The following is a 22,688-nucleotide window of genomic DNA, read 5'->3' on the forward strand; positions in this document are numbered from 1 at the left end:
CAGCACAGACGACGACGGCCGCCCGGTCCGCCGGACGGGCGGGACGGACGGCCGACAGCTCGGGCCCCTCACTCCCCCGGCGGGACCGGGACCACGCCGAACCGAGCGAGCTCGGAGGCGCCGCCGTCGGGCGCGGTGAGCACCCACAGGCCGCCGTCGTGCCGGCAGACCGAGTGCTCCCACTGGCTCGCGCGGGCGCCGTCGAGGGTCACCACGGTCCAGTCGTCCGCGAGCACCTTCGTGTCGATGGAGCCGCGCACCAGCATCGGCTCGATGGCGAGTGCCAGCCCGGGGCGGATCGTGGGCCCCCGGTGGCCGGTGCGGTAGTTGAACACGTCCGGCGGCAGGTGCATGGCCGAGCCGATGCCGTGCCCCACGTACTCCTCGAGGATGCCGAGCTCCTCGCCCGGCTGCGCGGAGACGAAGTCGTCGATGGCGTCCCCGATGTCCCCGACGTGGGTGGCGGAGGCGAAGGCCGCGATGCCGACCCAGAGCGCCTCCCGCGTGATCGCCGAGAGGCGCTCGTCGGCCGGGTCCGCGGTGCCGGCCGCGGAGGAGCCCAGGATCACCGTGCGGGCCGAGTCGGCGTGCCAGCCGTCCACGATCGCACCCCCGTCGACCTTCAGCACGTCGCCGGTCTGCAGGACCCGGTCCCCGGGGATGCCGTGCACGACCTCGTCGTTGACCGAGGTGCAGATCGAGGCCGGGAAGTCGTAGTAGCCCAGGAAGTTGGAGGTCGCACCGCGTTCGGCCAGCACACCTGCGAACACGGCGTCCAGCTCCGCGGTGGTGACGCCCGGCGCGGCCGCGGCCAGCGTGGCGTCCAGGGCCTCGGACAGGACCACCCCCGCGCGCTGCATGGCCTGCAGCTGGGGGGCGGTCTTGAGCTCGAGCGAGCGGCGGCCGATCACGGGGTCAGGACTCCGCACCCGGCTGGATCACGGGCAGGGAGCCCGTGGCGGAGCGCACGGAGTACACGGCCTGCAGCAGGCGCTCGGTGACGTCGTCGATCTGGCCGGTGCCGTCCACGCGGGCGACGATGCCGCGCTCCACGTACTCCTGGATGACGGACTCGGTCTCGCGGTGGTACAGGTCCAGGCGGTGCTCGATGACCTCCTGGGTGTCGTCCGCGCGGCCCTCGATCTCGGCACGCTTGAGCAGGCGCTCCACGAGCTCCTCGTCGGGCACCTCCAGCTCGACGACGGCGGACAGCGACTGGCCCGCCTCCGCGAGCATGGCGTCCAGCGCCTCGACCTGGCCCTTCGTGCGCGGGTAGCCGTCCAGCAGGAAGCCGTGCTCCGCGTCGGCCTGGGCGATGCGGTCCGCGACCATGCGGTTCGTGACCTCATCGGGGACGAAGTCGCCGTTGTCGATGTACTTCTTGGCCTCGACGCCGAGCGGCGTCATCGACTTCACGTTGTGGCGGAAGATGTCACCGGTGGAGATCGGGACGATCCCGAGCTTGTCGGCGATCCGGGTGGCCTGGGTGCCCTTGCCGGAACCGGGAGGGCCCATGAGCAGCATGCGGGTCATCGTGTGTTCCTCACTGTCGATACGGACGGCGTTGCGGGATCGGGTCGCGGCTCAGCGCAGCAGGCCCTCGTAGTGGCGCTGCTCCATCTGTGCGCTGACCTGCTTCACGGTCTGGAGGCCGACGCCCACCATGATGAGGATGGACGTGCCGCCGAGCGGGAAGTTCTGGCTGGTGCCGATCACCGCGAAGGCGATCAGCGGGATCATGGCCACGATACCGAGGTAGAGGGCGCCGACGAGCGTGATGCGGCTGATGACGTACTGCAGGTAACGCTCAGTGGGCCGGCCGGCGCGGACGCCGGGGATGAACCCGCCGTAGCGCTTCATGTTGTCCGAGATCTCCACCGGGTTGAACGTGATGGACACGTAGAAGTACGTGAAGCCGATGATGAGCAGGAAGTACAGGGCCATGTACACCGGGTGGTCGCCGGTGCCGAAGTACCGGCTCAGCCACGTGATCCACGGGGCCGGCGCACTGCCGTCCTGCGGCGTGTTGAACTGGATGAGGATGCCCGGGAGCATCAGCACGGAGGAGGCGAAGATGACCGGGATGACGTTGGCCATGTTCACCTTGACCGGGATGTAGGTGCTCGACCCGCCCACGGTCCGCGAGCCGATCTGCCGCTTGGCGTACTGGACCGGGATCCGGCGCTGCGACTCCTCCACGAAGACGATGGCCAGCATGGTGAGCAGGCCGATCCCCATGACGATCGCGAAGACGCGCCAGCCCTGCGTCTGGACCACCTGGCCGAGGCCGGCCGGGAAGCCCGCCGCGATGGAGGTGAAGATCAGCAGGGACATGCCGTTGCCCACGCCGTTCTCGGTGATCCGCTCGCCGAACCACATGACGATGAGACATCCGGTGGTCAGGGCGATGACCACGAGCAGCACCGTGAGGATGGAGCCGTCCCGCAGCAGCGGCAGGCTGCATCCGAGCAGGGCCCCGGTGCGGGCCAGCGAGGCCATCGTGGTCGCCTGCAGCAGGGCGAGGGCGAGGGTCAGGTAGCGGGTGTACTGCGTCAGCGTCGCCTGGCCCTGCGGGCCCTCCTGGTGGAGCTGCTCGAAGCGCGGGATCACCACGCGCAGCAGCTGCACGATGATCGACGCCGTGATGTAGGGCATGATGCCGAGCGCGAAGACGGACACCTGCAGGAGCGCCCCGCCCGAGAACATGTTCACGAAGGAGTAGAGGCCGCCCTGGGCGTTGCCCGCCGCCAGGCACTGCTGCACCGCCGGGTAGTCCACCCCGGGGGCCGGCACGAAGGTGCCCATCCGGTAGACGGCGATGAGCCCGAGCGTGAAGGCGATCTTCCGCAACAGGTCAGGCGTCCGGACGATCCGGGCGATGGCCTTGAGCACGAGTCCTCCTGCGGTGGTCCTGTGGGGCGCGCGCCGGCCGCGGGGCGGGGCACGAGACGGCGGCCACACCGGGGCGGCCGCTGTGCGAGTCTACACGGACGGACCGAGGGCCCTGGTCCGGAGCGGCTGCTCCGGGCCAGGGCCCTCGGTCGATGGGTCGGCGTGTCAGAGGGTCTCGGTGGACCCGCCGGCGGCCTGGATCTTCTCCACGGCGGACGCGGAGAAGGCGTTCGCCTTCACCTGCACGGCCGCGGTGATCTCCCCCGTGCCCAGCACCTTCACGGGCTGGCCGCGACGGACGAGGCCCTTGGACACGAGCGCGTCCACGGTGACCTCACCGCCCTCGGGGAAGTGCGCGGAGAGCTTGTCCAGGTTCACGACCTGGTACTCCGTGCGGAACGGGTTCTTGAAGCCGCGGAGCTTCGGCAGACGCATCTGCAGGGGCAGCTGGCCGCCCTCGAAGCCCGCACGGACCTGGTAACGGGCCTTGGTGCCCTTGGTGCCGCGACCGGCGGTCTTGCCCTTCGACGCCTCACCGCGACCCACGCGGGTCTTGGCGGTCTTGGCACCGGGGGCCGGACGCAGGTCGTGGACCTTGATGGCGTCGTTGTCAGCCATTGTTGACCTCCTCCACGGACACCAGGTGCGGCACGGTGTTGACCATGCCGACCGTCACCGCGTCGGCCTTGCGGGTGACCTGGTGGCCGATCCGCTTCAGGCCCAGCGAGCGCAGGGTGTCCCGATGGTTCTGCTTGGAGCCCGTGACGCCGCGGGTCTGGGTGATGACCAGGGTGGCGTCCGAGGGCTGGATGTTCTTGCGAGTGGGCTCAAACACGGCTCACGCACCTGCCTTCGCGCTCTTCTGGGCGCGATCGTTCTCCATGGTGCGCAGCATCGCATGGGGGGCGATCTCGTCCAGGGCCTTGCCGCGGCGGGCGGCGACGGCCTGGGGCTCTTCCAGCTTCTTGAGGGCGTCCACGGTGCCGCGCACGATGTTGATCGCGTTCACGGAGCCCATGGACTTGGAGAGCACGTCGTGGATGCCGGCGCACTCGAGCACGGCGCGCACCGGACCGCCGGCGATCACGCCGGTACCCGGGGAGGCCGGGCGGAGCAGCACGACGCCGGCGGCGTCCTCACCCTGCACCAGGTGCGGGATGGTGGAGCCGACGCGGGGGACGCGGAAGAAGGACTTCTTGGCCTCCTCCACGGCCTTCTGGATCGCAGCGGGGACCTCCTTCGCCTTGCCGTAGCCGACGCCGACGGTGCCGTCGCCGTCACCCACCACCACGAGGGCGGTGAAGGAGAAGCGGCGGCCGCCCTTGACGACCTTGGAGACGCGGTTGATGCCCACGACGCGCTCGAGGAACTGGTCCTTCTCGTCGTCCTGGGCGCCACGACGGTTGCGGTCGTCGCGACGGCCGCCACGACGATCGCCGTCACGGCCACCGCGGCCGCCGTCACGACCGCCGCGGCCACCGGTGGCGCGCTCGGTGGTCTGGCTCGCCGAGCCCGACCCGGTCTCGGAGACGGTGGTCTCGGTGCTCTCGGTCACCTGAGTGTCCTTCTGGTTGATGTTCTCGGTCACAGCTGCAGCCCACCCTCTCGCGCACCGTCGGCCACGGCCGCGACTCGCCCGTGGTACTTGTTGCCGCCGCGGTCGAAGACCACGGCCTCGATGCCGGCCGCCTTGGCACGCTCGGCGACGAGCTCGCCCACGCGCTTGGCCTTGGCCGTCTTGTCACCCTCGAGCGCACGCACGTCGGCCTCCATGGTGGAGGCGTACGCCAGCGTACGGCTCTGCGTGTCGTCCACGACCTGCACGAACATGTGCCGTGCAGAGCGGTTGACGACGAGGCGGGGACGGACGGTGGTGCCGGAGATCCGCTTGCGCACCCGGAGGTGGCGGCGGGTGCGGGCGTTGAACTTGCCCTTGCCCTTCACCTTCAGAGTAGACATCACTTACCTGCCTTTCCGGCCTTGCGGCGGATCTGCTCGCCCGCGTAGCGCACGCCCTTGCCCTTGTACGGGTCGGGGCGGCGCAGCTTGCGGATGTTGGCGGCGGTCTCGCCGACCTGCTGCTTGTCGATACCGGCGACGGTGACCCTGTTGCCCTCCACCGTGAAGGTGATGCCCTGGGGCGCCTTCACCGGAACGGGGTGGGAGTAGCCCAGGGCGAACTCGAGGTCCTGGCCCTTGGCCTGCACGCGGTAGCCGGTGCCGACGACCTCGAGCTGCTTGGAGAAGCCGTTGGTCACGCCCTCCACCATGTTGCTGATGAGGGTACGGGTCAGACCGTGCAGGGAGCGGGACTCACGCTCGTCGTCGGGGCGGGCCACGGTGACCTGCCCCTCCTCGAGGGTGGCCGTGATGGGCGTGGGCAGCGAGTGCTCGAGCTGGCCCTTGGGGCCCTTCACGGAGACGCGGTCGCCGTCGATGGTCACATCGACGCCGGCGGGGATGGTGATCGGGAGACGTCCGATTCGAGACATGTCAGTTCAGCCTTTCTTCCGTCTTGCCCGTCACCAGACGTAGGCGAGGACTTCTCCGCCCACGCCCTTCTTGGCGGCCTGCTGGTTCGTGAGGAGACCAGAGGAGGTGGACAGGATGGCGATGCCGAGGCCGCCCAGCACGTGGGGCAGGTTCGTGGACTTCGCGTACACGCGCAGGCCCGGCTTGGAGATGCGGCGCAGGCCGGCGATCGCACGCTCACGCTGCGGGCCGAACTTCAGGTCGATGGTCAGCTTCTTGCCGACCTCGGCCTCCTCCTCGCGCCAGTCCTGGATGTAGCCCTCGGCCTTGAGGATCTCGGCGACGCGAGTCTTCAGCTTCGAGGACGGCATGGACACGGTGTCGTGGTAGGCCGAGTTTGCGTTGCGCAGACGGGTCAGCATGTCTGCGACGGGATCGGTCATGGTCATGTGGGCTTCACGCCCTTTCTCGCCGTGGTTTCCGCCACCGGTTCACCGGTGGAGGACCTGTGGCGTGGAGGTCTTACTGGTCGGTCTTGAACGGGAAGCCCAGCGCCTTCAGCAGCGCGCGGCCCTCGTCGTCGTTCTTGGCGGTCGTCACCACGGTGATGTCCATGCCGCGCACGCGGTCGATCTTGTCCTGATCGATCTCGTGGAACACGGTCTGCTCGGACAGGCCGAAGGTGTAGTTGCCGTTGCCGTCGAACTGGCGGTCGGACAGGCCGCGGAAGTCACGGATGCGCGGCAGCGCGAGCGTGACCAGGCGGTCCAGGAACTCCCACATGCGATCGCCACGGAGGGTGGCGTGCGTGCCGATGGGCATGCCCTCACGCAGCTTGAACTGCGCGATGGACTTGCGGGCCTTGGTGATCATCGGCTTCTGGCCGGTGATGGCGGTGAGGTCGGTGACCGCGCCGTCGATGATCTTGGAGTCCTTGGCGGCCTCGCCGACGCCCATGTTGACGACGACCTTCACGAGGCCCGGCACCTGCATGACGTTCCCGTACTGGAACTGCTCCTGCAGGGCGCCGCGGATCTCCTCGCGGTACTTGGTCTTCAGACGCGGGGTGACCTTCTCGGTCTGCTGCACCTCGGTCATCACAGCTCCTTCCCCGAGGCCTTGGCGAAGCGGACCTTCACGGTCTTGCTCACGCCGTCCTTCTCGACGGTCTCGAAGCGGTAGCCCACACGGGTCGGCTTCTTGGTCTCCGGGTCCACCACGGCCACGTTCGAGATGTGGATCGGGGCCTCGACGACCTGCAGGCCGCCCTCGGTGGAACCGTTGTTGTCCTGGCCGGCGCGCAGGTGCTTGGTCACGCGGTTCACGCCCTCGACGAGCACACGCTCATCCGTCGGGAACACGCGCAGGACCTTGCCCTGCTTGCCCTTGTCCTTGCCACTGATGACCTGGACGAGGTCGTCCTTCTTGATCTTGGCCATGAGGTCAGATCACCTCCGGGGCGAGCGACACGATCTTCATGAACTTCTTGTCACGCAGCTCGCGACCCACGGGGCCGAAGATGCGCGTGCCACGGGGCTCGCCGTCGGTCTTCAGGATGACCGCCGCGTTCTCGTCGAACTTGATGTACGAGCCGTCGGGACGGCGGGACTGCTTGCGGGTGCGGACCACCACGGCCTTGACGACGTCGCCCTTCTTGACGTTGCCGCCGGGGATGGCGTCCTTCACGGTGGCGACGATGGTGTCGCCGATGCCTGCGTAGCGGCGTCCGGAACCGCCGAGAACACGGATGGTCAGGATTTCCTTCGCACCGGTGTTGTCGGCGACCTTGAGCCGCGACTCCTGCTGGATCACTTGTCTCTCCTAGCGTCGCGCCGGTTCTCCCCCACGATGGGCGAGCCTTGCGGAACGGTTGAACGGGCATCCCGGGACGCTTACCCCTCCCCCGAGGCGGGCCACCCACCGTCGTCCCCCGGCGACGCGTGTTCAGACAGCGTCGGGGAGGTCGAGAGCGGAGGGGCGCGCAGGGCAGGGCCGAGGCGGATCCGGGATCGGTGTGCGCGGCCCTCGGCACACAGGATGGATGGTCCTGCCAACGAGAGGGCGCACGAATATCAGAGTCTAACGCACAAGGCCGCCCCGTGCCAGTGCACGGGGCGGCCCTCTGCGTCGCCGACCCTCAGGGGGCCGGGTCGATCACTTGGCGCGCTCGACGACCTCCACCAGGCGCCACCGCTTGGAGGCGGACAGCGGGCGGGTCTCGGCGATGCGGACGCGGTCGCCCACGCCGGCGGTGTTGTCCTCGTCGTGCGCCTTCACGCGCTTCGAGGTCTTCATCACCTTGCCGTAGAGCGAGTGCTTCTTGCGGTCCTGGACCTCGACGACGATGGTCTTGTCCATCTTGTCGGACACGACGATGCCACGGAGGGCCTTGCGGTAGCCGCGCTCCTCGGAGACGGCCGGGGTCTGCTCGGTCACTTGGCAGCCTCCTCGTTCTTCTCGGCCTGCGCCTCGGCGGCGACATCGCCGCGGATGCCCAGCTCGCGCTCGCGCAGGATCGTGTAGATGCGCGCGATGTCACGCTTGACGGACTTCAGCCGGCTGGCGTTGTCCAGCTGGCCGGTGGCGGCCTGGAAGCGCAGGTTGAACAGCTCCTCCTTGGAGGACTTCAGGGCCTCCAGCAGGCGGGCGTTGTCCATCCCGTCCAGGGACTCGACGTTCAGATCCTTGGTGCCGATCGCCATGGGATCACTCACCACCCTCTCGACGGATGATACGGGCCTTCAGCGGCAGCTTGTGGATGGCCAGGCGGAGCGCCTCACGGGCGACGTCCTCCGTGACACCCGACAGCTCGAAGAGCACGCGTCCGGGCTTGACGTTGGCGACCCACCACTCCGGCGAGCCCTTGCCGGAGCCCATGCGGGTCTCGGCGGGCTTCTTGGTGATGGGACGGTCCGGGTAGATGTTGATCCAGACCTTGCCGCCACGCTTGATGTAGCGGGTCATGGCGATACGGGCGGCCTCGATCTGACGGTTGGTCACATAGGCCGGCGTGAGCGCCTGGATGCCCCACTCGCCGAACGTCACGGTGGTGCCGCCCTTGGCGGCGCCGGAACGCTTGGGGTGGTGCTGCTTGCGGTGCTTGACGCGACGGGGGATCAGCATCAGGCGTTGCCTCCTTCAGCGGGAGCGGCGGCCGGGGTCTCGGCGCCGGCGCCGGCGTTCTCCTGGCGGGGAGCACGCTCGGCGCGATCGTTGCGACGACGACGCTCGCCGCCGCCACGGCGCTCGCCGCCGCGGCCACGGCCGGAGGGCTGAGCGGCCTCCTTGGCCGCGAGCTCCTTGGCGGTCAGGTCGCCCTTGTAGATCCAGACCTTCACGCCGATGCGGCCGAAGGTGGTCTTGGCCTCGAACTTGCCGAAGTCGATGTTCGCGCGGAGGGTGTGCAGCGGCACGCGACCCTCGCGGTAGAACTCCGAGCGGCTCATCTCGGCGCCGCCGAGGCGGCCGGAGCACTGGATGCGGATGCCCTGCGCGCCGGCGCGCATGGCGGACTGGATCGCCTTCTTCATCGCACGGCGGAACGCCACGCGGGAGGCGAGCTGCTCGGCCACACCCTGCGCCACCAGCTGGGCATCGGTCTCGGGGTTCTTGACCTCGAGGATGTTCAGCTGGATCTGCTTGCCGGTGAGCTTCTCGAGCTCACCGCGGATGCGGTCGGCCTCGGCGCCGCGGCGGCCGATCACGATGCCCGGACGCGCGGTGTGGATGTCCACGCGCACGCGGTCACGGGTGCGCTCGATCTCCACCTTGGAGATGCCGGCGCGCTCCATGCCGGTGGTCATCAGCTCGCGGATCTTGACGTCCTCCTTGAGGAAGTCAGCGTAGCGCTGGCCCTCCTTGTGGGAGTCCGCGAACCAGTGCGAGACGTGGTCGGTGGTGATGCCGAGGCGGAACCCGTTGGGGTTGATCTTCTGTCCCATTGTCAGTTCCCACCCTTCTCGTCCTTGGACGCGACGACCACGGTCACGTGGCTCGTGCGCTTGTTGATGCGGTACGCGCGGCCCTGAGCACGGGGCTGGAACCGCTTCATGGTCGGGCCCTCGTCCACGAAGGCCTCGGTGATGTAGAGGGCGTCCTCGTCGAAGGCCTGGCCCTCGCGGTCCGCCTTGACACGGGCGTTCGCCACCGCGGAGGTCACCAGCTTGTACACCGGCTCCGAAGCACCCTGCTGGGCGAACTTCAGGATGGCCAGTGCTTCGGTGGCCTGCTTGCCACGGACCAGGTCGACGACGCGCCGGGCCTTCATCGGCGTCACGCGCAGGTGGCGCGCAATTGCCTTGGCTTCCATTGCTTCTCTCTTTCGATTCTCGAGAAGGTCAAGCGTGCTGTGCCCTCAGGCTCAGCGACGCTTGCCCTTCTTGTCGTCCTTCACGTGGCCGCGGTAGGTCCGGGTCGGGGCGAACTCGCCCAGCTTGTGACCCACCATGGACTCGGTGACGAACACCGGGACGTGCTTGCGTCCGTCGTGGACCGCGATGGTGTGACCCAGCATGTCCGGGATGATCATCGACCGGCGGGACCAGGTCTTGATGACGTTCTTGCTGCCCTTCTCGTTCTCGGCCAGAACCTTCAGGTAGAGGTGCTGATCGACGAAGGGGCCCTTCTTCAGGCTGCGAGGCATGTCTTCCCTGCTCCCTTATCGCTTGTTCTTGCCGGTACGACGGCGACGCACGATGAGCTTGTCGCTTTCCTTGTTCGGACGACGCGTGCGGCCCTCGGGCTTGCCGTTCCGGTTGACGGGGTGACGACCGCCGGAGGTCTTGCCCTCGCCACCGCCGTGCGGGTGGTCGACCGGGTTCATGACGACACCGCGGACGGTCGGGCGCACGCCCTTCCAGCGCATGCGGCCGGCCTTGCCCCAGTTGATGTTCGACTGCTCGGCGTTGCCGACCTCGCCGATCGTGGCGCGGCAGCGCACGTCGACGTTGCGGATCTCCCCGGAGGGCAGGCGCAGCTGGGCGTACTTGCCCTCGCGGGCGACCAGCTGCACGGAGGCGCCGGCGGAGCGGGCCATCTTGGCGCCGCCGCCGGGGCGCAGCTCCACCGCGTGGATGGTGGTGCCCACGGGGATGTTGCGCAGCGGCAGGTTGTTGCCGGGCTTGATGTCGGCGTTCGGGCCGGCCTCGACCACGTCGCCCTGCTTCAGCTTGGCCGGGGCCAGGATGTAGCGCTTGGCGCCGTCCGCGTAGTGCAGCAGCGCGATGCGGGCGGTGCGGTTCGGGTCGTACTCGATGTGCGCGACGGTGGCGGGCACGCCGTCCTTGTCGTGGCGACGGAAGTCGACCAGGCGGTACTGGCGCTTGTGGCCGCCGCCCTTGTGACGAGTGGTGATGCGGCCGGTGTTGTTGCGGCCGCCGGTCTTGTGCAGCGGACGGAGAAGGGACTTCTCCGGCGTGGACCGGGTGATCTCTGCGAAGTCGGCCACGGACGAGCCGCGCAGGCCCGGGGTGGTCGGCTTGTACTTACGGATAGCCATGTGTCAGTTCCTCGATTAAGTGGTCTCCGCACGCCGATCAGGCGAGCGGACCTCCGAAGATGTCGATGGTCCCGTCCTTGAGCGTGACGATGGCACGCTTGGTGGACTTGCGCTGGCCCCACCCGAAGCGGGTGCGACGGCGCTTGCCGGAACGGTTCAGGGTGTTGACCGAGGCCACGTCGACGTTGAAGATGCGCTCCACCGCCTGCTTGATCTCGGACTTGTTGGAGCGGGGGTCGACCAGGAAGGTGTACTTGCCCTCGTCGATCAGACCGTAGCTCTTCTCCGACACGACGGGAGCGATGATCACGTCGCGGGGATCCTTGTTGATGGAGCCGCTCACTGGGCATCCTCCTTCTTGGCGCCGGAAGCCTGGGCCACGTACGCCTCGTAGGCCGCCTGGGTGAACACGACGTCGTCGGAGACGAGCACGTCGTAGGTGTTCAGCTGGTCGGCGTACAGGGTGTGGACCGCAGGCAGGTTGCGGGCGGACAGGGCGGCGACGTCGTCGGCCCGGTCGATCACCAGCAGCACGTTCTTGCGGCCGGTGTTCAGGGACGCGAGGCCCGCCTTGGCGGCCTTGGTGGACGGGGTGGTCCCGGACACGAGGGCCTCGATGACGTGGACGCGGCCGTTGCGGGCGCGGTCCGACAGGGCGCCGCGCAGGGCGGCGGCCTTCATCTTCTTGGGGGTCCGCTGCGAGTAGTCGCGCGGGGTGGGGCCGTGGACGACGCCACCGCCGGTCATGTGCGGGGCCCGGATGGAGCCCTGACGGGCGCGGCCGGTGCCCTTCTGCTTGAACGGCTTGCGACCGGCACCGGACACCTCGCCGCGGCGCTTCGTCTTGTGCGTGCCCTGGCGGGCGGCGGCGAGCTGGGCGACGACGACCTGGTGCATGAGCGGCACGTTGGACTGCACGTCGAAGAGCTCGACGGGCAGATCGACCTGGATGGTCTTCACGGAGTTCTCAGCCATGGTCTCAGGCTCCCTTCACGGCGCTGCGGACGAGCACGACCTGGCCCTTGGAGCCGGGCACCGCGCCCTTGATCAGCAGGAGGTTGTTCTCCACGTCGATGCCGTGGAGGGTCAGGTTCATGGTGGTCTGGCGCACGGCGCCCATGCGACCGGGCATGCGCTGGCCCTTGAACACGCGGCCGGGGGTGGACGCGCCGCCCACGGAGCCGGGCTTGCGGTGGTTCTTGTGCGCACCGTGCGAGGCGCCCACACCGGCGAAGCCGTGGCGCTTCATGGCGCCGGCGAAGCCCTTGCCCTTGGTGGTGCCCACGACGTCGACCTTCTGGCCGGCCTCGAAGACCTCCACGGTCACGTCCTGGCCGAGCGCGTACTCGGCGGCGTCGGCGGTGCGCAGCTCGACGAGGTGGCGACGCGGGGTCACGCCGGCCTTCTCGAAGTGACCGGCCAGGGGCTTGGTCACGCGGCGGGGATCGATCTGGCCGTAGGCGATCTGCACGGCGGTGTAGCCGTCGGTCTCCTCGGAGCGCAGCTGGGTGACGACGTTCGGGTCTGCCTTGACCACGGTCACGGGGATGAGCTTGTTGTCCTCATCCCAGACCTGGGTCATGCCGAGCTTCGTGCCCAGCAGGCCCTTGATGTTCTGGGTGTTGGTCATAGTCTCTCAGCACCTCCCTCTCAGAGCTTGATCTCGATGTTGACGTCCGCGGGCAGGTCCAGTCGCATGAGCGAGTCGACGGCCTTCGGAGTCGGGTCGATGATGTCGATGAGCCGCTTGTGGGTGCGCATCTCGAAATGCTCGCGGCTGTCCTTGTACTTGTGGGGAGAACGGATAACGCAGTACACGTTCTTCTCCGTCGGCAGCGGCACGGGGCCGACCACCGTCGCGCCTGCGCGCGTGACCGTGTCAACGATCTTGCGGGCCGACACGTCGATGACCTCGTGGTCGTACGACTTCAGCCGGATGCGGATCTTCTGTCCCGCCATGGCGTCACGCCTCTCTCGTCGGGTGTGCTGTTCCTGTCCCTGTGCGGCGGATCGGGTCCGCCTTCTTGTCCTCCACCCGCGCGGGGCGAATCCGGTCGGACCGGGTTCCTCGCCGCCGCCGGACTCCGGTCCACGCGGTCGGGCGTGTCGCATTCCTGGGAGGGCACACGCCTGCGGCGGATCGGAGTGGTGACGTCACATCTGGGCCGAGCTGCCGCCGCGAGACACACGACGACAGCGCAATGGCGCTTGAGCAACCGAATCAGTATAGACAGAACCGGGCCCGGTCCGCCAATCGGCGGACCGGGCCCGGCGGTCCCCGGGCTCAGCGGCCCCACTCGGTGGGCGGGCCGGCGTTGAGCAGCAGCATGAAGACGACGGCGACCACGGCGACCGCAACCAGCGCGCTGACCACCGGATGACGCAGCACCACGACGAGGAGCCGTTCCAGGGGCCTCCGCTCCCCCGGCGCACGGTCCACGACCTGCCACCGCGGGGCCGGCTCGCCGCGCCGCCGCTGGGCCCGCTCGAACGGGACCGTCATGAACGGGACGATCGTCGAGCCGAGGCCGAGGAGCCCGCGGGTCACCGACCATCGCCCGTCGATCCACACGGCGACCGTCACCACGAGGTAGCAGAGGAACACGAAGCCGTGGACGCCGCCGGCGACCGGCACCACCCGCTCCGTGACTCCGCCGTACTTGAGGCCCATGGCGATCAGCAGGCCGGCCCAGGTGAACATCTCGGCCATCGCCGTGACGGCGAACAGGCGGCGCGGGCTGGGCAGGCTCATCGCTCCAGCTCCCCACCGCGGTTCGCGCGCCGGATGCGCCGGGCGCGGTCGATCTCGGGACGGAAGGTCCGCAGCGCCCAGCGCACGGCCACGGCGGCCACGGCGAGCACCACGATGAGGATGAGCAGTTCAGGCATGTCCTCAGCCTAGCGGCCGCCGCCGCGCCGTCGTCGGACACGGCGACGCCCCCACCTCCGGGAGACCCGGAGACGGGGGCGTCGCGCGTCAGCGGCTCAACGGAGCCACGAGACGGGATGCGTCAGATCACTTGGTGATCTTGGTGACGCGGCCGGAGCCCACGGTGCGGCCACCCTCGCGGATGGCGAAGCCGAGGCCCTCCTCCATGGCGATCGGCTGGATGAGCTCGACCGACATCTCGGTGGTGTCGCCGGGCATGACCATCTCGGTGCCCTCGGGCAGCGTGATGACGCCGGTGACGTCGGTGGTGCGGAAGTAGAACTGCGGGCGGTAGTTCGAGTAGAACGGGTTGTGACGCCCACCCTCGTCCTTGGACAGGATGTAGACGTTCGCCTCGAAGTTGGTGTGCGGGGTGATGGAACCCGGCGCCACCACGACCTGGCCGCGCTCGACGTCGTCGCGCTTCAGACCGCGCAGCAGCAGACCGCAGTTCTCGCCGGCCCAGGCCTCGTCGAGCTGCTTGTGGAACATCTCGATGCCGGTGACGGTGGTCTTCTGCACGTCGCGGATGCCGACGATCTCGACCTCGGAGTTGATCTTCAGGGTGCCGCGCTCGGCGCGACCGGTCACCACGGTGCCACGGCCGGTGATGGTGAAGACGTCCTCGATCGGCATCAGGAACGGCTTGTCCTTGTCGCGGACCGGGTCCGGGATGAACTCGTCCACGGCATCCATGAGGTCCTCGACGGACTTGACCCACTGGGGATCGCCCTCGAGGGCCTTCAGACCGGAGGTGCGGATGACCGGGGCGTCGTCGCCGTCGAACTCCTGCGAGGACAGCAGCTCGCGGACCTCCATCTCGACGAGCTCGAGGAGCTCCTCGTCCTCGACCATGTCCGACTTGTTCAGGGCCACGAGCAGGGCCGGCACGCCGACCTGGCGGGCCAGGAGCACGTGCTCACGGGTCTGGGCCATCGGGCCGTCGGTGGCGGCGACCACGAGGATCGCACCGTCCATCTGAGCGGCGCCGGTGATCATGTTCTTGATGTAGTCGGCGTGACCGGGGGCGTCCACGTGGGCGTAGTGACGCTTCTCGGTCTGGTACTCCACGTGGGAGATGTTGATGGTGATGCCGCGCTGACGCTCCTCGGGGGCGGAGTCGATCGTCGCGAAGTCACGGGCCTCATTCAGGTCCGGGTACTTGTCGTACAGGACCTTCGAGATGGCGGCGGTCAGCGTGGTCTTGCCGTGGTCAACGTGGCCGATGGTGCCGATGTTGACGTGCGGCTTCGTCCGCTCGAACTTTGCCTTTGCCACTAGTTCCTCCTAAGAACTGGTTCATCGTCAAGAAGACTGCTCAGCCGCCTGGGACGTGCTGACAACTTGACTGAGTCTACTCGGATGGTACGGGGTTGGGGAAATCCCGGCCTCACGAGGGCCAGTCCGGTTCCAGGCCGTCGGGACCGCCGAGAGCGGACCGGACCTGACCCGTCCTGATCGCGGACCGCCGCGCCGGGGAGGGCGGTCCGGTCGCCCCGGGTCGGCCGCCGCTGCGGCGGCCGACCCGGGGCAGGTCGTTCAGAGCAGGTGACCTGCGGTCACTCGCCCTGGGACTTCTGGACGATCTCGTCCGCCACGGCCTTGGGGACCTCGGCGTAGGAGTGGAAGGTCATCGAGTACACCGCGCGACCCTGCGTCTTGGAGCGCAGGTCGCCGATGTAGCCGAACATCTCCGAGAGCGGCACGAGGGCGTTGACCACCTTCACGCCGGTCGCGTCCTCCATGGACTGGATCTGGCCGCGGCGGGAGTTCAGGTCGCCGATGACGTCGCCCATGAACTCCTCGGGGGTGCGGACCTCCACGGCCATCAGCGGCTCGAGGATGATCGGGTTGGCCTTGCGGACACCCTCCTTGAAGGCCTGGGAGCCGGCGATCTTGAACGCCATCTCCGAGGAGTCGACGTCGTGGTACGCACCGTCGAGCAGGGTGGCCTTCACGCCGACCATCGGGTAGCCGGCCAGCACGCCGAACTGCATGGCGTCCTGGATGCCCGCGTCCACCGAGGGGATGTACTCGCGGGGCACGCGACCGCCGGTGACGGCGTTCTCGAACTCGTAGACCTCGCCCTCAGCGGTGTCCAGGGGCTCGAAGGACAGCTGCACCTTGGCGAACTGGCCGGAGCCGCCGGTCTGCTTCTTGTGCGTGTAGTCGACCTTGTCGACCTTGCGCTTGATGGTCTCGCGGTACGCGACCTGGGGCTTGCCCACGTTGGCCTCGACCTTGAACTCGCGCTTCATGCGGTCCACGAACACGTCCAGGTGGAGCTCGCCCATGCCGCCGATCTCGGTCTGACCGGTCTCCTCGTTGAGGTTCACGCGGAACGTGGGGTCCTCGGCGACGAGCTTCTGGATGGCGGTGGACAGCTTCTCCTGGTCACCCTTGGTCTTCGGCTCGATGGCCACGGAGATCACGGGCTCCGGGAAGGTCATCGACTCGAGGATGATCGGGTTCGCGGGATCGCACAGGGTGTCGCCCGTGGTGGTGTCCTTGAGGCCGATCACGGCGTAGATGTGGCCGGCGACCACCTCGTCCACCGGGTTCTCCTTGTTGGCGTGCATCTGGAACAGCTTGCCGATGCGCTCCTTCTTGCCCTTGGTGGCGTTGAGGATCTGCGCGCCGGACTCCAGGCGGCCGGAGTACACGCGGATGAAGGTCAGCGTGCCGAAGAAGGGGTGCGTGGCGATCTTGAAGGCCAGGGCCGAGAACGGGGCCTCCTTCGACGCCTCGCGCTCCAGCACCTGCTCCTCGTCGTTCACGGCGTGGCCCTTGACGGCGCCGGCGTCCAGCGGGTTCGGCAGGTAGGCGACCACGGCGTCCAGCATCGGCTGCACGCCACGGTTCTTGAACGCGGAGCCGCAGAACACCGGGTAGGCCTCGGCGTTCACGGTCAGCTGGCGCACGCCGGCCTGGATCTCCTCGACGGTGAGCTCCTCGCCCTCGAGGTACTTCTCCATGAGCTCCTCGGAGCTCTCGGCGACGGCCTCGACGAGCTGGTTGCGGTACTCCTCGGCCTTCTCCTGGAGCTCGGCGGGGATCTCGCGGGTCTCGTAGGAGGCGCCCATGGTGACGTCGCCCTTGGCGTCGCCCGGCCACACGAAGGCCTTCATGGAGATCAGGTCGACGACGCCCACGAAGTCGTTCTCGGCGCCGATCGGCAGCTGCATCACGAGCGGACGCGCGCCGAGGCGCTTCACGATGGTGTCGACGGTGAAGTAGAAGTCCGCGCCCAGCTTGTCCATCTTGTTGACGAAGCAGATGCGGGGGACGTCGTACTTGTCCGCCTGGCGCCACACGGTCTCCGACTGGGGCTCCACGCCCTCCTTGCCGTCGAACACGGCGACGGCGCCGTCGAGCACGCGCAGCGAGCGCTCCACCTCGACCGTGAAGTCCACGTGGCCGGGGGTGTCGATGATGTTGATCTGGTGGTCGTTCCAGAAGCAGGTCACCGCGGCGGAGGTGATGGTGATGCCGCGCTCCTTCTCCTGCTCCATCCAGTCCGTCGTCGCGCCGCCGTCGTGGGTCTCGCCCAGCTTGTGGTTGACACCCGTGTAGAACAGGATGCGCTCGGTGGTGGTGGTCTTGCCGGCATCGATGTGGGCCATGATGCCGATGTTGCGGACCTTGTGCAGGTCGGTCAGCACGTCCTGTGCCACGGTGTCTCCCTTGGTCGGGTGGAATGGGGGGCTCGTGAGGTGGATGCGGTGGGTGGCCCGTCCGAAGAGGACGCACCTGCGGCCCGAGGCGCGGATCGCGCGCCCCGGGCCACACGGATCACCAGCGGTAGTGGGCGAAGGCCTTGTTGGCCTCGGCCATCTTGTGGGTGTCCTCGCGACGCTTCACGGCGCCGCCCAGGCCGTTCGAGGCGTCCAGGATCTCGTTCATCAGACGCTCGGTCATGGTCTTCTCACGGCGCGCCTTGGAGAAGCCGACCAGCCAGCGCAGGGCCAGGGCCGTGGAGCGGCCCGGCTTGACCTCGACGGGCACCTGGTAGGTGGCGCCGCCGACGCGGCGGGAGCGCACCTCGAGGGCCGGCTTGATGTTGTCCATGGCCTTCTTGAGGGTGGCCACGGGATCGGCGCCGTTCTTGGCACGGGCGCCCTCGAGCGCACCGTACACGATGCGCTCGGCGGTGGACTTCTTGCCGTCGATGAGCACCTTGTTGATCAGCTGCGTGACCAGCGGGGAGCCGTAGACGGGATCGACGACGAGGGGGCGCTTCGGCGCAGGACCCTTACGAGGCATTACTTCTTCTCCTTCTTGGCGCCGTAGCGGGAGCGGGCCTGGCCGCGGTTCTTCACGCCCTGGGTGTCGAGGGCGCCGCGCACGATCTTGTAGCGCACGCCGGGCAGGTCCTTCACACGACCGCCGCGGACGAGCACGATCGAGTGCTCCTGCAGGTTGTGGCCCTCGCCGGGGATGTAGGCGGTGACCTCGATGCCGCCGTTCAGGCGCACACGGGCGACCTTGCGCAGCGCCGAGTTCGGCTTCTTGGGCGTGGTGGTGTACACGCGGGTGCACACGCCACGACGCATGGGGTTCCCCTGCAGCGCAGGGGCCTTCGTATTGACGACCTTGGGTGAGCGGCCCTTGCGGACCAGCTGCTGAATCGTAGGCACTCTTCAGCCTTCCTGTGTTTCGGTGATCGCTGACGTGATCGACCGGCGCCCGGGGCGCCGGCTGCTCGTTCCTCTGCTCTGCCTCTCCCTGGGGGGCTCGCAACGAGCAGACGTCCGCAGGCGTGCAAAAGTGTGGCATCTGCCGCGCAATGACCCCGCGACCCGGACAGCGTCCAATTTGCCACACGAAAAACAATCCTTGACAGCATAGCACGCCCCGGCGTCATCGACGAGCCGGCCCCGCACGGCCAAGGGGCCCGCCCCTCCCCCGCGTGAGCGGAGGAGCAGCGGGCCCCCTGGGGGACGCGGATCAGGCGCGGAAGTCGCCCCCGCGGCCGTAGTCGTCCAGCGAGACGGCGTGGAAGTCGTTCTCGCCGAGCGACTGGTCCAGGCCCGGGTAGTCGAAGTCCGCGAACCCGGCCGGCGAGGCGAACAGGTTGGCCTTCGCCTCCTCCGTCGGCTCCACGACGGTCTTCGTGTAGCGATCCAGGCCCGTGCCGGCCGGGATCAGCTTGCCGATGATCACGTTCTCCTTCAGGCCCAGCAGCGGGTCGGACTTGCCCTCCATGGCCGCCTGCGTCAGGACGCGGGTCGTCTCCTGGAAGGACGCGGCCGACAGCCACGAGTCCGTGGCCAGCGAGGCCTTCGTGATGCCCATCAGCTCGTCGCGGCCGGAGGCCGGCTGGCGGCCCTCGGCGACGGCGGCGCGATTGGCGGCCACGAAGCGCGCCCGGTCCGTGAGCTCACCCGGCAGCAGGTCGGTGTCACCGGACTCGATGACGGTGATGCGACGCAGCATCTGCCGGACGATGACCTCCACGTGCTTGTCGTGGATGCCCACGCCCTGGGACTGATACACGTTCTGCACCTCGTCCACGAGGAACCGCTGCGCGGCCCGCGGGCCGAGCACGCGCAGGACCTGCTTCGGGTCCACGGCGCCGGCCACGAGCTGCGTGCCCACCGGCACGTGCTCGCCGTCCGCCACGAGGATGCGTGCACGGCGCAGCACCGGGTAGGCGATCTCCTCGGATCCGTCGTCCGGGGTGAGCAGCAGGCGCACGGACGCCTCGGTGTCCTCGATGGTCACGCGGCCGGCGACCTCGGAGATCGGGGCGACGCCCTTCGGGGTGCGGGCCTCGAAGAGCTCCTGGATGCGGGGCAGACCCTGCGTGATGTCGTCGGCCGAGGCCACACCGCCGGTGTGGAACGTGCGCATGGTGAGCTGGGTGCCCGGCTCACCGATCGACTGGGCCGCGATGATGCCGACGGCCTCGCCGATGTCCACCAGCTGGCCGGTGGCCATCGAGCGGCCGTAGCACTTCGCGCAGGTGCCCACGGCGGACTCGCAGGTCAGGACCGAGCGGACCTTGATCTCCGTGACGCCGGCAGCCACCAGCTCGCCGATCAGCACGTCGCCCACGTCCGCGCCGGCCGAGGCCAGCACCGTGCCGTCCTCGCCCGTGACGTCCTGGGCCAGCGTGCGGGCGAAGGCCGAGTTCTCGACCTGCTCGTGGGCCACCAGCTCGCCGTCGGCGTTCGGCGCGGCGATCGTCACGGACAGGCCGCGCTCGGTGCCGCAGTCATCCTCGCGGACGATGACGTCCTGGGACACATCGACGAGACGACGGGTCAGGTAGCCCGAGTTCGCGGTCTTCAGCGCGGTGTCCGCGAGGCCCTTGCGGGCGCCGTGGGTGGCGGAGAAGTACTCGAGCACGGACAGGCCCTCGCGGTACGAGGACTTGATCGGACGCGGGATGATCTCACCCTTCGGGTTGGCCACCAGGCCGCGGATGCCCGCGATCTGGCGCACCTGGAGCCAGTTGCCTCGCGCACCGGAGGACACCATGCGGTTGATGGTGTTGAGCTCCGGCAGGCCGTCCTTCATGGCCGCGGCGACCTCGTCGGTGGCCTTGTTCCAGATGTCGATCAGCTCGGAGCGACGCTCGTCGTCCGCGATCAGGCCCTTGTCGTACTGCTGCTGCACGCGCTGGGCCTGCTCCTCGTAGCCCTCCATGATGGCGGCCTTGTCGAAGTCGGAGGTGATGTCCGAGATCGCCACGGTCACACCCGACCAGGTGCCCCAGTGGAAGCCGGCGTCCTTGAGGTTGTCCAGCGTCTGCGCCGTGACGACCATCGGGTAGCGCTCGGCCAGGTCGTTGACCAGCTGACCGAGGGTGCCCTTGGTCGCCTGCTTGTCCAGCCACGGGTAGTCGTCCGGCAGCAGCTCGTTGAACAGCACCTTGCCCAGGGTGGTCTCGATGAGGGCGATCTCGCCCTCGGACCAGCCCTCGGGGGCAGGCACGGCCGCCGACGGCACGAAGCCCTCGACGCCGATCCGTGCGGGCGCGTTCAGGTGCAGGTCGCCGCCGTCGAACGCCATGATGGCCTCGGCGACGGTCGCGTACAGGTTGCCCGCGCCGACCTCGTCCGGACGCACCGTGGTGAGGTGGTTCAGGCCGATGATCATGTCCTGGGCCGGCACGGCGACCGCGCGGCCGTCCGAGGGCTTCAGGATGTTGTGGCTCGAGAGCATGAGCAGGCGCGCCTCGGCCTGGGCCTCCGGCGACAGGGGCAGGTGGACCGCCATCTGGTCGCCGTCGAAGTCCGCGTTGAACGCTGAGCAGACCAGCGGGTGCAGCTGCAGGGCCTTGCCCTCCACGAGCTGCGGCTCGAAGGCCTGGATGCCCAGACGGTGCAGGGTGGGGGCGCGGTTCAGCAGGACCGGGTGCTCGGTGATGACCTCCTCGAGCACGTCCCAGACCTGCGGGCGGAAGCGCTCCACCATGCGCTTGGCGGACTTGATGTTCTGCGCGTGGTTCAGGTCCACGAGACGCTTCATCACGAACGGCTTGAACAGCTCCAGCGCCATCTGCTTGGGCAGGCCGCACTGGTGCAGCTTGAGCTGGGGACCCACCACGATGACCGAGCGGCCCGAGTAGTCCACGCGCTTGCCGAGCAGGTTCTGACGGAAGCGGCCCTGCTTGCCCTTGAGCATGTCGGAGAGCGACTTGAGCGGGCGGTTGCCCGGGCCGGTCACCGGCCGGCCGCGGCGGCCGTTGTCGAACAGCGAGTCCACGGCCTCCTGCAGCATGCGCTTCTCGTTGTTGACGATGATCTCGGGCGCGCCGAGGTCGAGCAGCCGCTTCAGGCGGTTGTTGCGGTTGATCACGCGACGGTACAGGTCGTTGAGGTCGGAGGTCGCGAAGCGGCCGCCGTCCAGCTGCACCATCGGACGCAGCTCCGGCGGGATCACCGGGACGGCGTCCAGGACCATGCCCTCGGGCGAGTTGTCCGTGGTCAGGAACGCGTTGACGACCTTCAGGCGCTTCAGGGCGCGGGTCTTGCGCTGGCCCTTGCCCGTCTTGATGGTCTCACGCAGCATCTCGGACTCGGCCTCGAGGTCGAAGGTCTGCAGGCGACGCTGGATCGCCTCCGCGCCCATCGAGCCCTCGAAGTACTGGCCGTACTTGTCCCGCATGGCCCGGTACAGGCCCTCGTCACCCTCGAGGTCGGCGACCTTGAGGTTCTTGAAGCGGTCCCAGACCTGCTCCTTGCGGTCCAGCTCCGCGTCCGCGCGCTTGCGGATCTGCCCCATGGTCTTGTCCGCGGCGTCGCGGGCCTTCTTCTTCTCGGCGGCCTTGGCGCCCTCGGACTCCAGCTTGGCCAGGTCCTTCTCGAGGTCGGCGGCCACCGCGGCGATGTCGGAGTCGCGCTGGTCGGCCAGGACACGGGTCTCCTGGTCGTACTCGGCCTGGAGGTTGGCCAGGTCGCGGTGCCGGGCCTCCTCGTCCACCGAGGTGATCATGTAGGCCGCGAAGTAGATGACCTTCTCGAGGTCCTTCGGCGCCAGGTCCAGCAGGTAGCCCAGGCGCGAGGGCACGCCCTTGAAGTACCAGATGTGGGTGACCGGCGCGGCGAGCTCGATGTGGCCCATGCGGTCGCGGCGCACCTTCGAGCGGGTCACCTCGACGCCGCAGCGCTCGCAGATGATGCCCTTGAAGCGCACGCGCTTGTACTTGCCGCACGCGCACTCCCAGTCGCGGGTGGGGCCGAAGATCTTCTCGCAGAAGAGTCCGTCCTTCTCCGGCTTCAGGGTGCGGTAGTTGATGGTCTCCGGCTTCTTGACCTCGCCGTAGGACCAGCGGCGGATGTCCTCCGCCGTGGCCAGGCCGATGCGCATCAGGCCGAAAGAGTTGTCAGTGGACATGCTGTTCACGCTCATGCTCCGGTGAACTCCCTTGGTTCAGTGGTTCTCAGGTGA

The 22,688-nt window shown here is 68.5% G+C and carries 30 protein-coding genes; all 30 read right to left on the reverse strand.

The features are described 5' to 3' along the window. Positions 1-68: 68 nt before the first annotated feature. Positions 69-911, reverse strand: coding sequence for a type I methionyl aminopeptidase (gene map, locus AC3RKA_RS08230; protein WP_081091271.1), 843 nt, complete (start codon positions 909-911; stop codon positions 69-71). A gap of 4 nt (positions 912-915) precedes the next feature. After that, positions 916-1,533, reverse strand: coding sequence for an adenylate kinase (locus tag AC3RKA_RS08235; RefSeq protein WP_049160468.1), 618 nt, complete (start codon positions 1,531-1,533; stop codon positions 916-918). 51 nt (positions 1,534-1,584) lie between these two features. Then, the gene (gene secY / locus AC3RKA_RS08240; RefSeq protein ID WP_489727110.1) at positions 1,585-2,892 is read right to left on the reverse strand and encodes a preprotein translocase subunit SecY; all 1,308 of its coding nucleotides are present in this window, start codon (positions 2,890-2,892) and stop codon (positions 1,585-1,587) included. A gap of 165 nt (positions 2,893-3,057) precedes the next feature. Further along, on the reverse strand, positions 3,058-3,510 hold the full coding sequence (gene rplO / locus AC3RKA_RS08245; RefSeq protein ID WP_012751036.1) for a 50S ribosomal protein L15: 453 nt from the start codon (positions 3,508-3,510) through the stop codon (positions 3,058-3,060). Next, entirely contained in the window at positions 3,503-3,727 is a 225-nt protein-coding gene (gene rpmD / locus AC3RKA_RS08250) for a 50S ribosomal protein L30 (RefSeq protein ID WP_002857502.1), read from the reverse strand. The genes rplO and rpmD overlap by 8 nt, the downstream gene beginning before the upstream one ends. 3 nt (positions 3,728-3,730) lie before the next feature. Beyond that, entirely contained in the window at positions 3,731-4,480 is a 750-nt protein-coding gene (gene rpsE, locus AC3RKA_RS08255) for a 30S ribosomal protein S5 (RefSeq protein ID WP_002857500.1), read from the reverse strand. After that, on the reverse strand, positions 4,477-4,851 hold the full coding sequence (rplR, locus tag AC3RKA_RS08260; RefSeq protein WP_002857498.1) for a 50S ribosomal protein L18: 375 nt from the start codon (positions 4,849-4,851) through the stop codon (positions 4,477-4,479). Before rplR ends, rpsE begins: the two co-directional genes overlap by 4 nt. After that, positions 4,851-5,384 carry a 50S ribosomal protein L6 gene (rplF, locus tag AC3RKA_RS08265; protein ID WP_002857496.1) on the reverse strand — a complete coding sequence of 178 codons (534 nt, stop codon included), beginning with the start codon at positions 5,382-5,384 and terminating at the stop codon, positions 4,851-4,853. Before rplF ends, rplR begins: the two co-directional genes overlap by 1 nt. Before the next feature lie 30 nt (positions 5,385-5,414). Beyond that, positions 5,415-5,813 carry a 30S ribosomal protein S8 gene (gene rpsH, locus AC3RKA_RS08270; protein ID WP_002857494.1) on the reverse strand — a complete coding sequence of 133 codons (399 nt, stop codon included), beginning with the start codon at positions 5,811-5,813 and terminating at the stop codon, positions 5,415-5,417. Between the two features lie 73 nt (positions 5,814-5,886). Next, positions 5,887-6,462, reverse strand: a complete 576-nt coding sequence (gene rplE / locus AC3RKA_RS08275) for a 50S ribosomal protein L5 (RefSeq protein WP_002857492.1) — start codon at positions 6,460-6,462, stop codon at positions 5,887-5,889. After that, positions 6,462-6,803 (reverse strand): 50S ribosomal protein L24, encoded by a 342-nt coding sequence (gene rplX / locus AC3RKA_RS08280; protein ID WP_002857489.1) that lies wholly within the window; start codon positions 6,801-6,803, stop codon positions 6,462-6,464. Before rplX ends, rplE begins: the two co-directional genes overlap by 1 nt. A gap of 4 nt (positions 6,804-6,807) precedes the next feature. Further along, complete coding sequence (rplN, locus tag AC3RKA_RS08285; protein ID WP_002857487.1) at positions 6,808-7,176, reverse strand: 50S ribosomal protein L14; 369 nt, start codon at positions 7,174-7,176, stop codon at positions 6,808-6,810. 342 nt (positions 7,177-7,518) lie between these two features. Further along, positions 7,519-7,800: a 30S ribosomal protein S17 gene (gene rpsQ / locus AC3RKA_RS08290; RefSeq protein WP_002857485.1), complete on the reverse strand. Its 282-nt coding sequence runs from the start codon at positions 7,798-7,800 to the stop codon at positions 7,519-7,521. Next, positions 7,797-8,066, reverse strand: a complete 270-nt coding sequence (gene rpmC / locus AC3RKA_RS08295) for a 50S ribosomal protein L29 (RefSeq protein WP_002857484.1) — start codon at positions 8,064-8,066, stop codon at positions 7,797-7,799. Before rpmC ends, rpsQ begins: the two co-directional genes overlap by 4 nt. A gap of 4 nt (positions 8,067-8,070) precedes the next feature. Continuing rightward, positions 8,071-8,487, reverse strand: coding sequence for a 50S ribosomal protein L16 (rplP, locus tag AC3RKA_RS08300; RefSeq protein ID WP_002857481.1), 417 nt, complete (start codon positions 8,485-8,487; stop codon positions 8,071-8,073). After that, on the reverse strand, positions 8,487-9,305 hold the full coding sequence (gene rpsC / locus AC3RKA_RS08305) for a 30S ribosomal protein S3 (protein ID WP_002857479.1): 819 nt from the start codon (positions 9,303-9,305) through the stop codon (positions 8,487-8,489). Before rpsC ends, rplP begins: the two co-directional genes overlap by 1 nt. Positions 9,306-9,307: 2 nt before the next feature. Beyond that, positions 9,308-9,673 (reverse strand): 50S ribosomal protein L22, encoded by a 366-nt coding sequence (rplV, locus tag AC3RKA_RS08310; protein WP_002857477.1) that lies wholly within the window; start codon positions 9,671-9,673, stop codon positions 9,308-9,310. 51 nt (positions 9,674-9,724) lie between these two features. Then, a complete protein-coding gene (gene rpsS, locus AC3RKA_RS08315; protein ID WP_002857475.1) occupies positions 9,725-10,006 on the reverse strand; it encodes a 30S ribosomal protein S19 in 282 nt (93 codons plus the stop codon). A 15-nt stretch (positions 10,007-10,021) separates the two neighbouring features. After that, a complete protein-coding gene (gene rplB / locus AC3RKA_RS08320) occupies positions 10,022-10,861 on the reverse strand; it encodes a 50S ribosomal protein L2 (RefSeq protein ID WP_002857473.1) in 840 nt (279 codons plus the stop codon). A 37-nt stretch (positions 10,862-10,898) separates the two neighbouring features. Next, positions 10,899-11,204 (reverse strand): 50S ribosomal protein L23, encoded by a 306-nt coding sequence (rplW, locus tag AC3RKA_RS08325; protein ID WP_002857471.1) that lies wholly within the window; start codon positions 11,202-11,204, stop codon positions 10,899-10,901. Then, positions 11,201-11,836 (reverse strand): 50S ribosomal protein L4, encoded by a 636-nt coding sequence (rplD, locus tag AC3RKA_RS08330; protein WP_002857469.1) that lies wholly within the window; start codon positions 11,834-11,836, stop codon positions 11,201-11,203. The genes rplW and rplD overlap by 4 nt, the downstream gene beginning before the upstream one ends. Before the next feature lie 4 nt (positions 11,837-11,840). Then, positions 11,841-12,491, reverse strand: coding sequence for a 50S ribosomal protein L3 (gene rplC, locus AC3RKA_RS08335; protein ID WP_049160459.1), 651 nt, complete (start codon positions 12,489-12,491; stop codon positions 11,841-11,843). Between the two features lie 20 nt (positions 12,492-12,511). Next, complete coding sequence (rpsJ, locus tag AC3RKA_RS08340; RefSeq protein WP_002857463.1) at positions 12,512-12,820, reverse strand: 30S ribosomal protein S10; 309 nt, start codon at positions 12,818-12,820, stop codon at positions 12,512-12,514. A gap of 325 nt (positions 12,821-13,145) precedes the next feature. Then, complete coding sequence (locus AC3RKA_RS08345) at positions 13,146-13,613, reverse strand: DUF3817 domain-containing protein (RefSeq protein ID WP_269599407.1); 468 nt, start codon at positions 13,611-13,613, stop codon at positions 13,146-13,148. Next, positions 13,610-13,750, reverse strand: coding sequence for a hypothetical protein (locus AC3RKA_RS08350; RefSeq protein ID WP_162838057.1), 141 nt, complete (start codon positions 13,748-13,750; stop codon positions 13,610-13,612). Before AC3RKA_RS08350 ends, AC3RKA_RS08345 begins: the two co-directional genes overlap by 4 nt. A 127-nt stretch (positions 13,751-13,877) precedes the next feature. Beyond that, positions 13,878-15,068: an elongation factor Tu gene (tuf, locus tag AC3RKA_RS08355; protein WP_002857459.1), complete on the reverse strand. Its 1,191-nt coding sequence runs from the start codon at positions 15,066-15,068 to the stop codon at positions 13,878-13,880. Between the two features lie 281 nt (positions 15,069-15,349). Next, positions 15,350-17,464 carry an elongation factor G gene (gene fusA, locus AC3RKA_RS08360; protein WP_049161600.1) on the reverse strand — a complete coding sequence of 705 codons (2,115 nt, stop codon included), beginning with the start codon at positions 17,462-17,464 and terminating at the stop codon, positions 15,350-15,352. A gap of 118 nt (positions 17,465-17,582) precedes the next feature. Continuing rightward, on the reverse strand, positions 17,583-18,053 hold the full coding sequence (gene rpsG / locus AC3RKA_RS08365) for a 30S ribosomal protein S7 (protein WP_002854788.1): 471 nt from the start codon (positions 18,051-18,053) through the stop codon (positions 17,583-17,585). Next, on the reverse strand, positions 18,053-18,427 hold the full coding sequence (rpsL, locus tag AC3RKA_RS08370; RefSeq protein ID WP_002854787.1) for a 30S ribosomal protein S12: 375 nt from the start codon (positions 18,425-18,427) through the stop codon (positions 18,053-18,055). Before rpsL ends, rpsG begins: the two co-directional genes overlap by 1 nt. 310 nt (positions 18,428-18,737) lie before the next feature. After that, a complete protein-coding gene (locus tag AC3RKA_RS08375; protein ID WP_036334316.1) occupies positions 18,738-22,634 on the reverse strand; it encodes a DNA-directed RNA polymerase subunit beta' in 3,897 nt (1,298 codons plus the stop codon). Between the last annotated feature and the right edge of the window lie 54 nt (positions 22,635-22,688).

The sequence above is a fragment of the Micrococcus sp. iso_229 genome, from assembly GCF_058072725.1.

Bases quoted from the DNA above. Each gene is read 5' to 3' on its own strand.
- AC3RKA_RS08235 (WP_049160468.1), bottom strand. From the start codon at position 1,533: ATGACCCGCATGCTGCTCATGGGCCCTCCCGGTTCCGGCAAGGGCACC.
- rplO (WP_012751036.1), bottom strand. From the start codon at position 3,510: ATGGCTGACAACGACGCCATCAAGGTCCACGACCTGCGTCCGGCCCCC.
- rplR (WP_002857498.1), bottom strand. From the start codon at position 4,851: ATGTCTACTCTGAAGGTGAAGGGCAAGGGCAAGTTCAACGCCCGCACC.
- rplF (WP_002857496.1), bottom strand. From the start codon at position 5,384: ATGTCTCGAATCGGACGTCTCCCGATCACCATCCCCGCCGGCGTCGAT.
- rpsH (WP_002857494.1), bottom strand. From the start codon at position 5,813: ATGACCATGACCGATCCCGTCGCAGACATGCTGACCCGTCTGCGCAAC.
- rplE (WP_002857492.1), bottom strand. From the start codon at position 6,462: ATGACCGAGGTGCAGCAGACCGAGAAGGTCACCCCGCGTCTGAAGACC.
- rplX (WP_002857489.1), bottom strand. From the start codon at position 6,803: ATGGCCAAGATCAAGAAGGACGACCTCGTCCAGGTCATCAGTGGCAAG.
- rpmC (WP_002857484.1), bottom strand. From the start codon at position 8,066: ATGGCGATCGGCACCAAGGATCTGAACGTCGAGTCCCTGGACGGGATG.
- rplP (WP_002857481.1), bottom strand. From the start codon at position 8,487: ATGCTGATCCCCCGTCGCGTCAAGCACCGCAAGCAGCACCACCCCAAG.
- rpsC (WP_002857479.1), bottom strand. From the start codon at position 9,305: ATGGGACAGAAGATCAACCCCAACGGGTTCCGCCTCGGCATCACCACC.
- rplV (WP_002857477.1), bottom strand. From the start codon at position 9,673: ATGGAAGCCAAGGCAATTGCGCGCCACCTGCGCGTGACGCCGATGAAG.
- rpsS (WP_002857475.1), bottom strand. From the start codon at position 10,006: ATGCCTCGCAGCCTGAAGAAGGGCCCCTTCGTCGATCAGCACCTCTAC.
- rplB (WP_002857473.1), bottom strand. From the start codon at position 10,861: ATGGCTATCCGTAAGTACAAGCCGACCACCCCGGGCCTGCGCGGCTCG.
- rplD (WP_002857469.1), bottom strand. From the start codon at position 11,836: ATGGCTGAGAACTCCGTGAAGACCATCCAGGTCGATCTGCCCGTCGAG.
- rplC (WP_049160459.1), bottom strand. From the start codon at position 12,491: ATGACCAACACCCAGAACATCAAGGGCCTGCTGGGCACGAAGCTCGGC.
- rpsJ (WP_002857463.1), bottom strand. From the start codon at position 12,820: ATGGCGGGACAGAAGATCCGCATCCGGCTGAAGTCGTACGACCACGAG.
- AC3RKA_RS08345 (WP_269599407.1), bottom strand. From the start codon at position 13,613: ATGAGCCTGCCCAGCCCGCGCCGCCTGTTCGCCGTCACGGCGATGGCC.
- AC3RKA_RS08350 (WP_162838057.1), bottom strand. From the start codon at position 13,750: ATGCCTGAACTGCTCATCCTCATCGTGGTGCTCGCCGTGGCCGCCGTG.
- rpsG (WP_002854788.1), bottom strand. From the start codon at position 18,053: ATGCCTCGTAAGGGTCCTGCGCCGAAGCGCCCCCTCGTCGTCGATCCC.
- AC3RKA_RS08375 (WP_036334316.1), bottom strand. From the start codon at position 22,634: ATGTCCACTGACAACTCTTTCGGCCTGATGCGCATCGGCCTGGCCACG.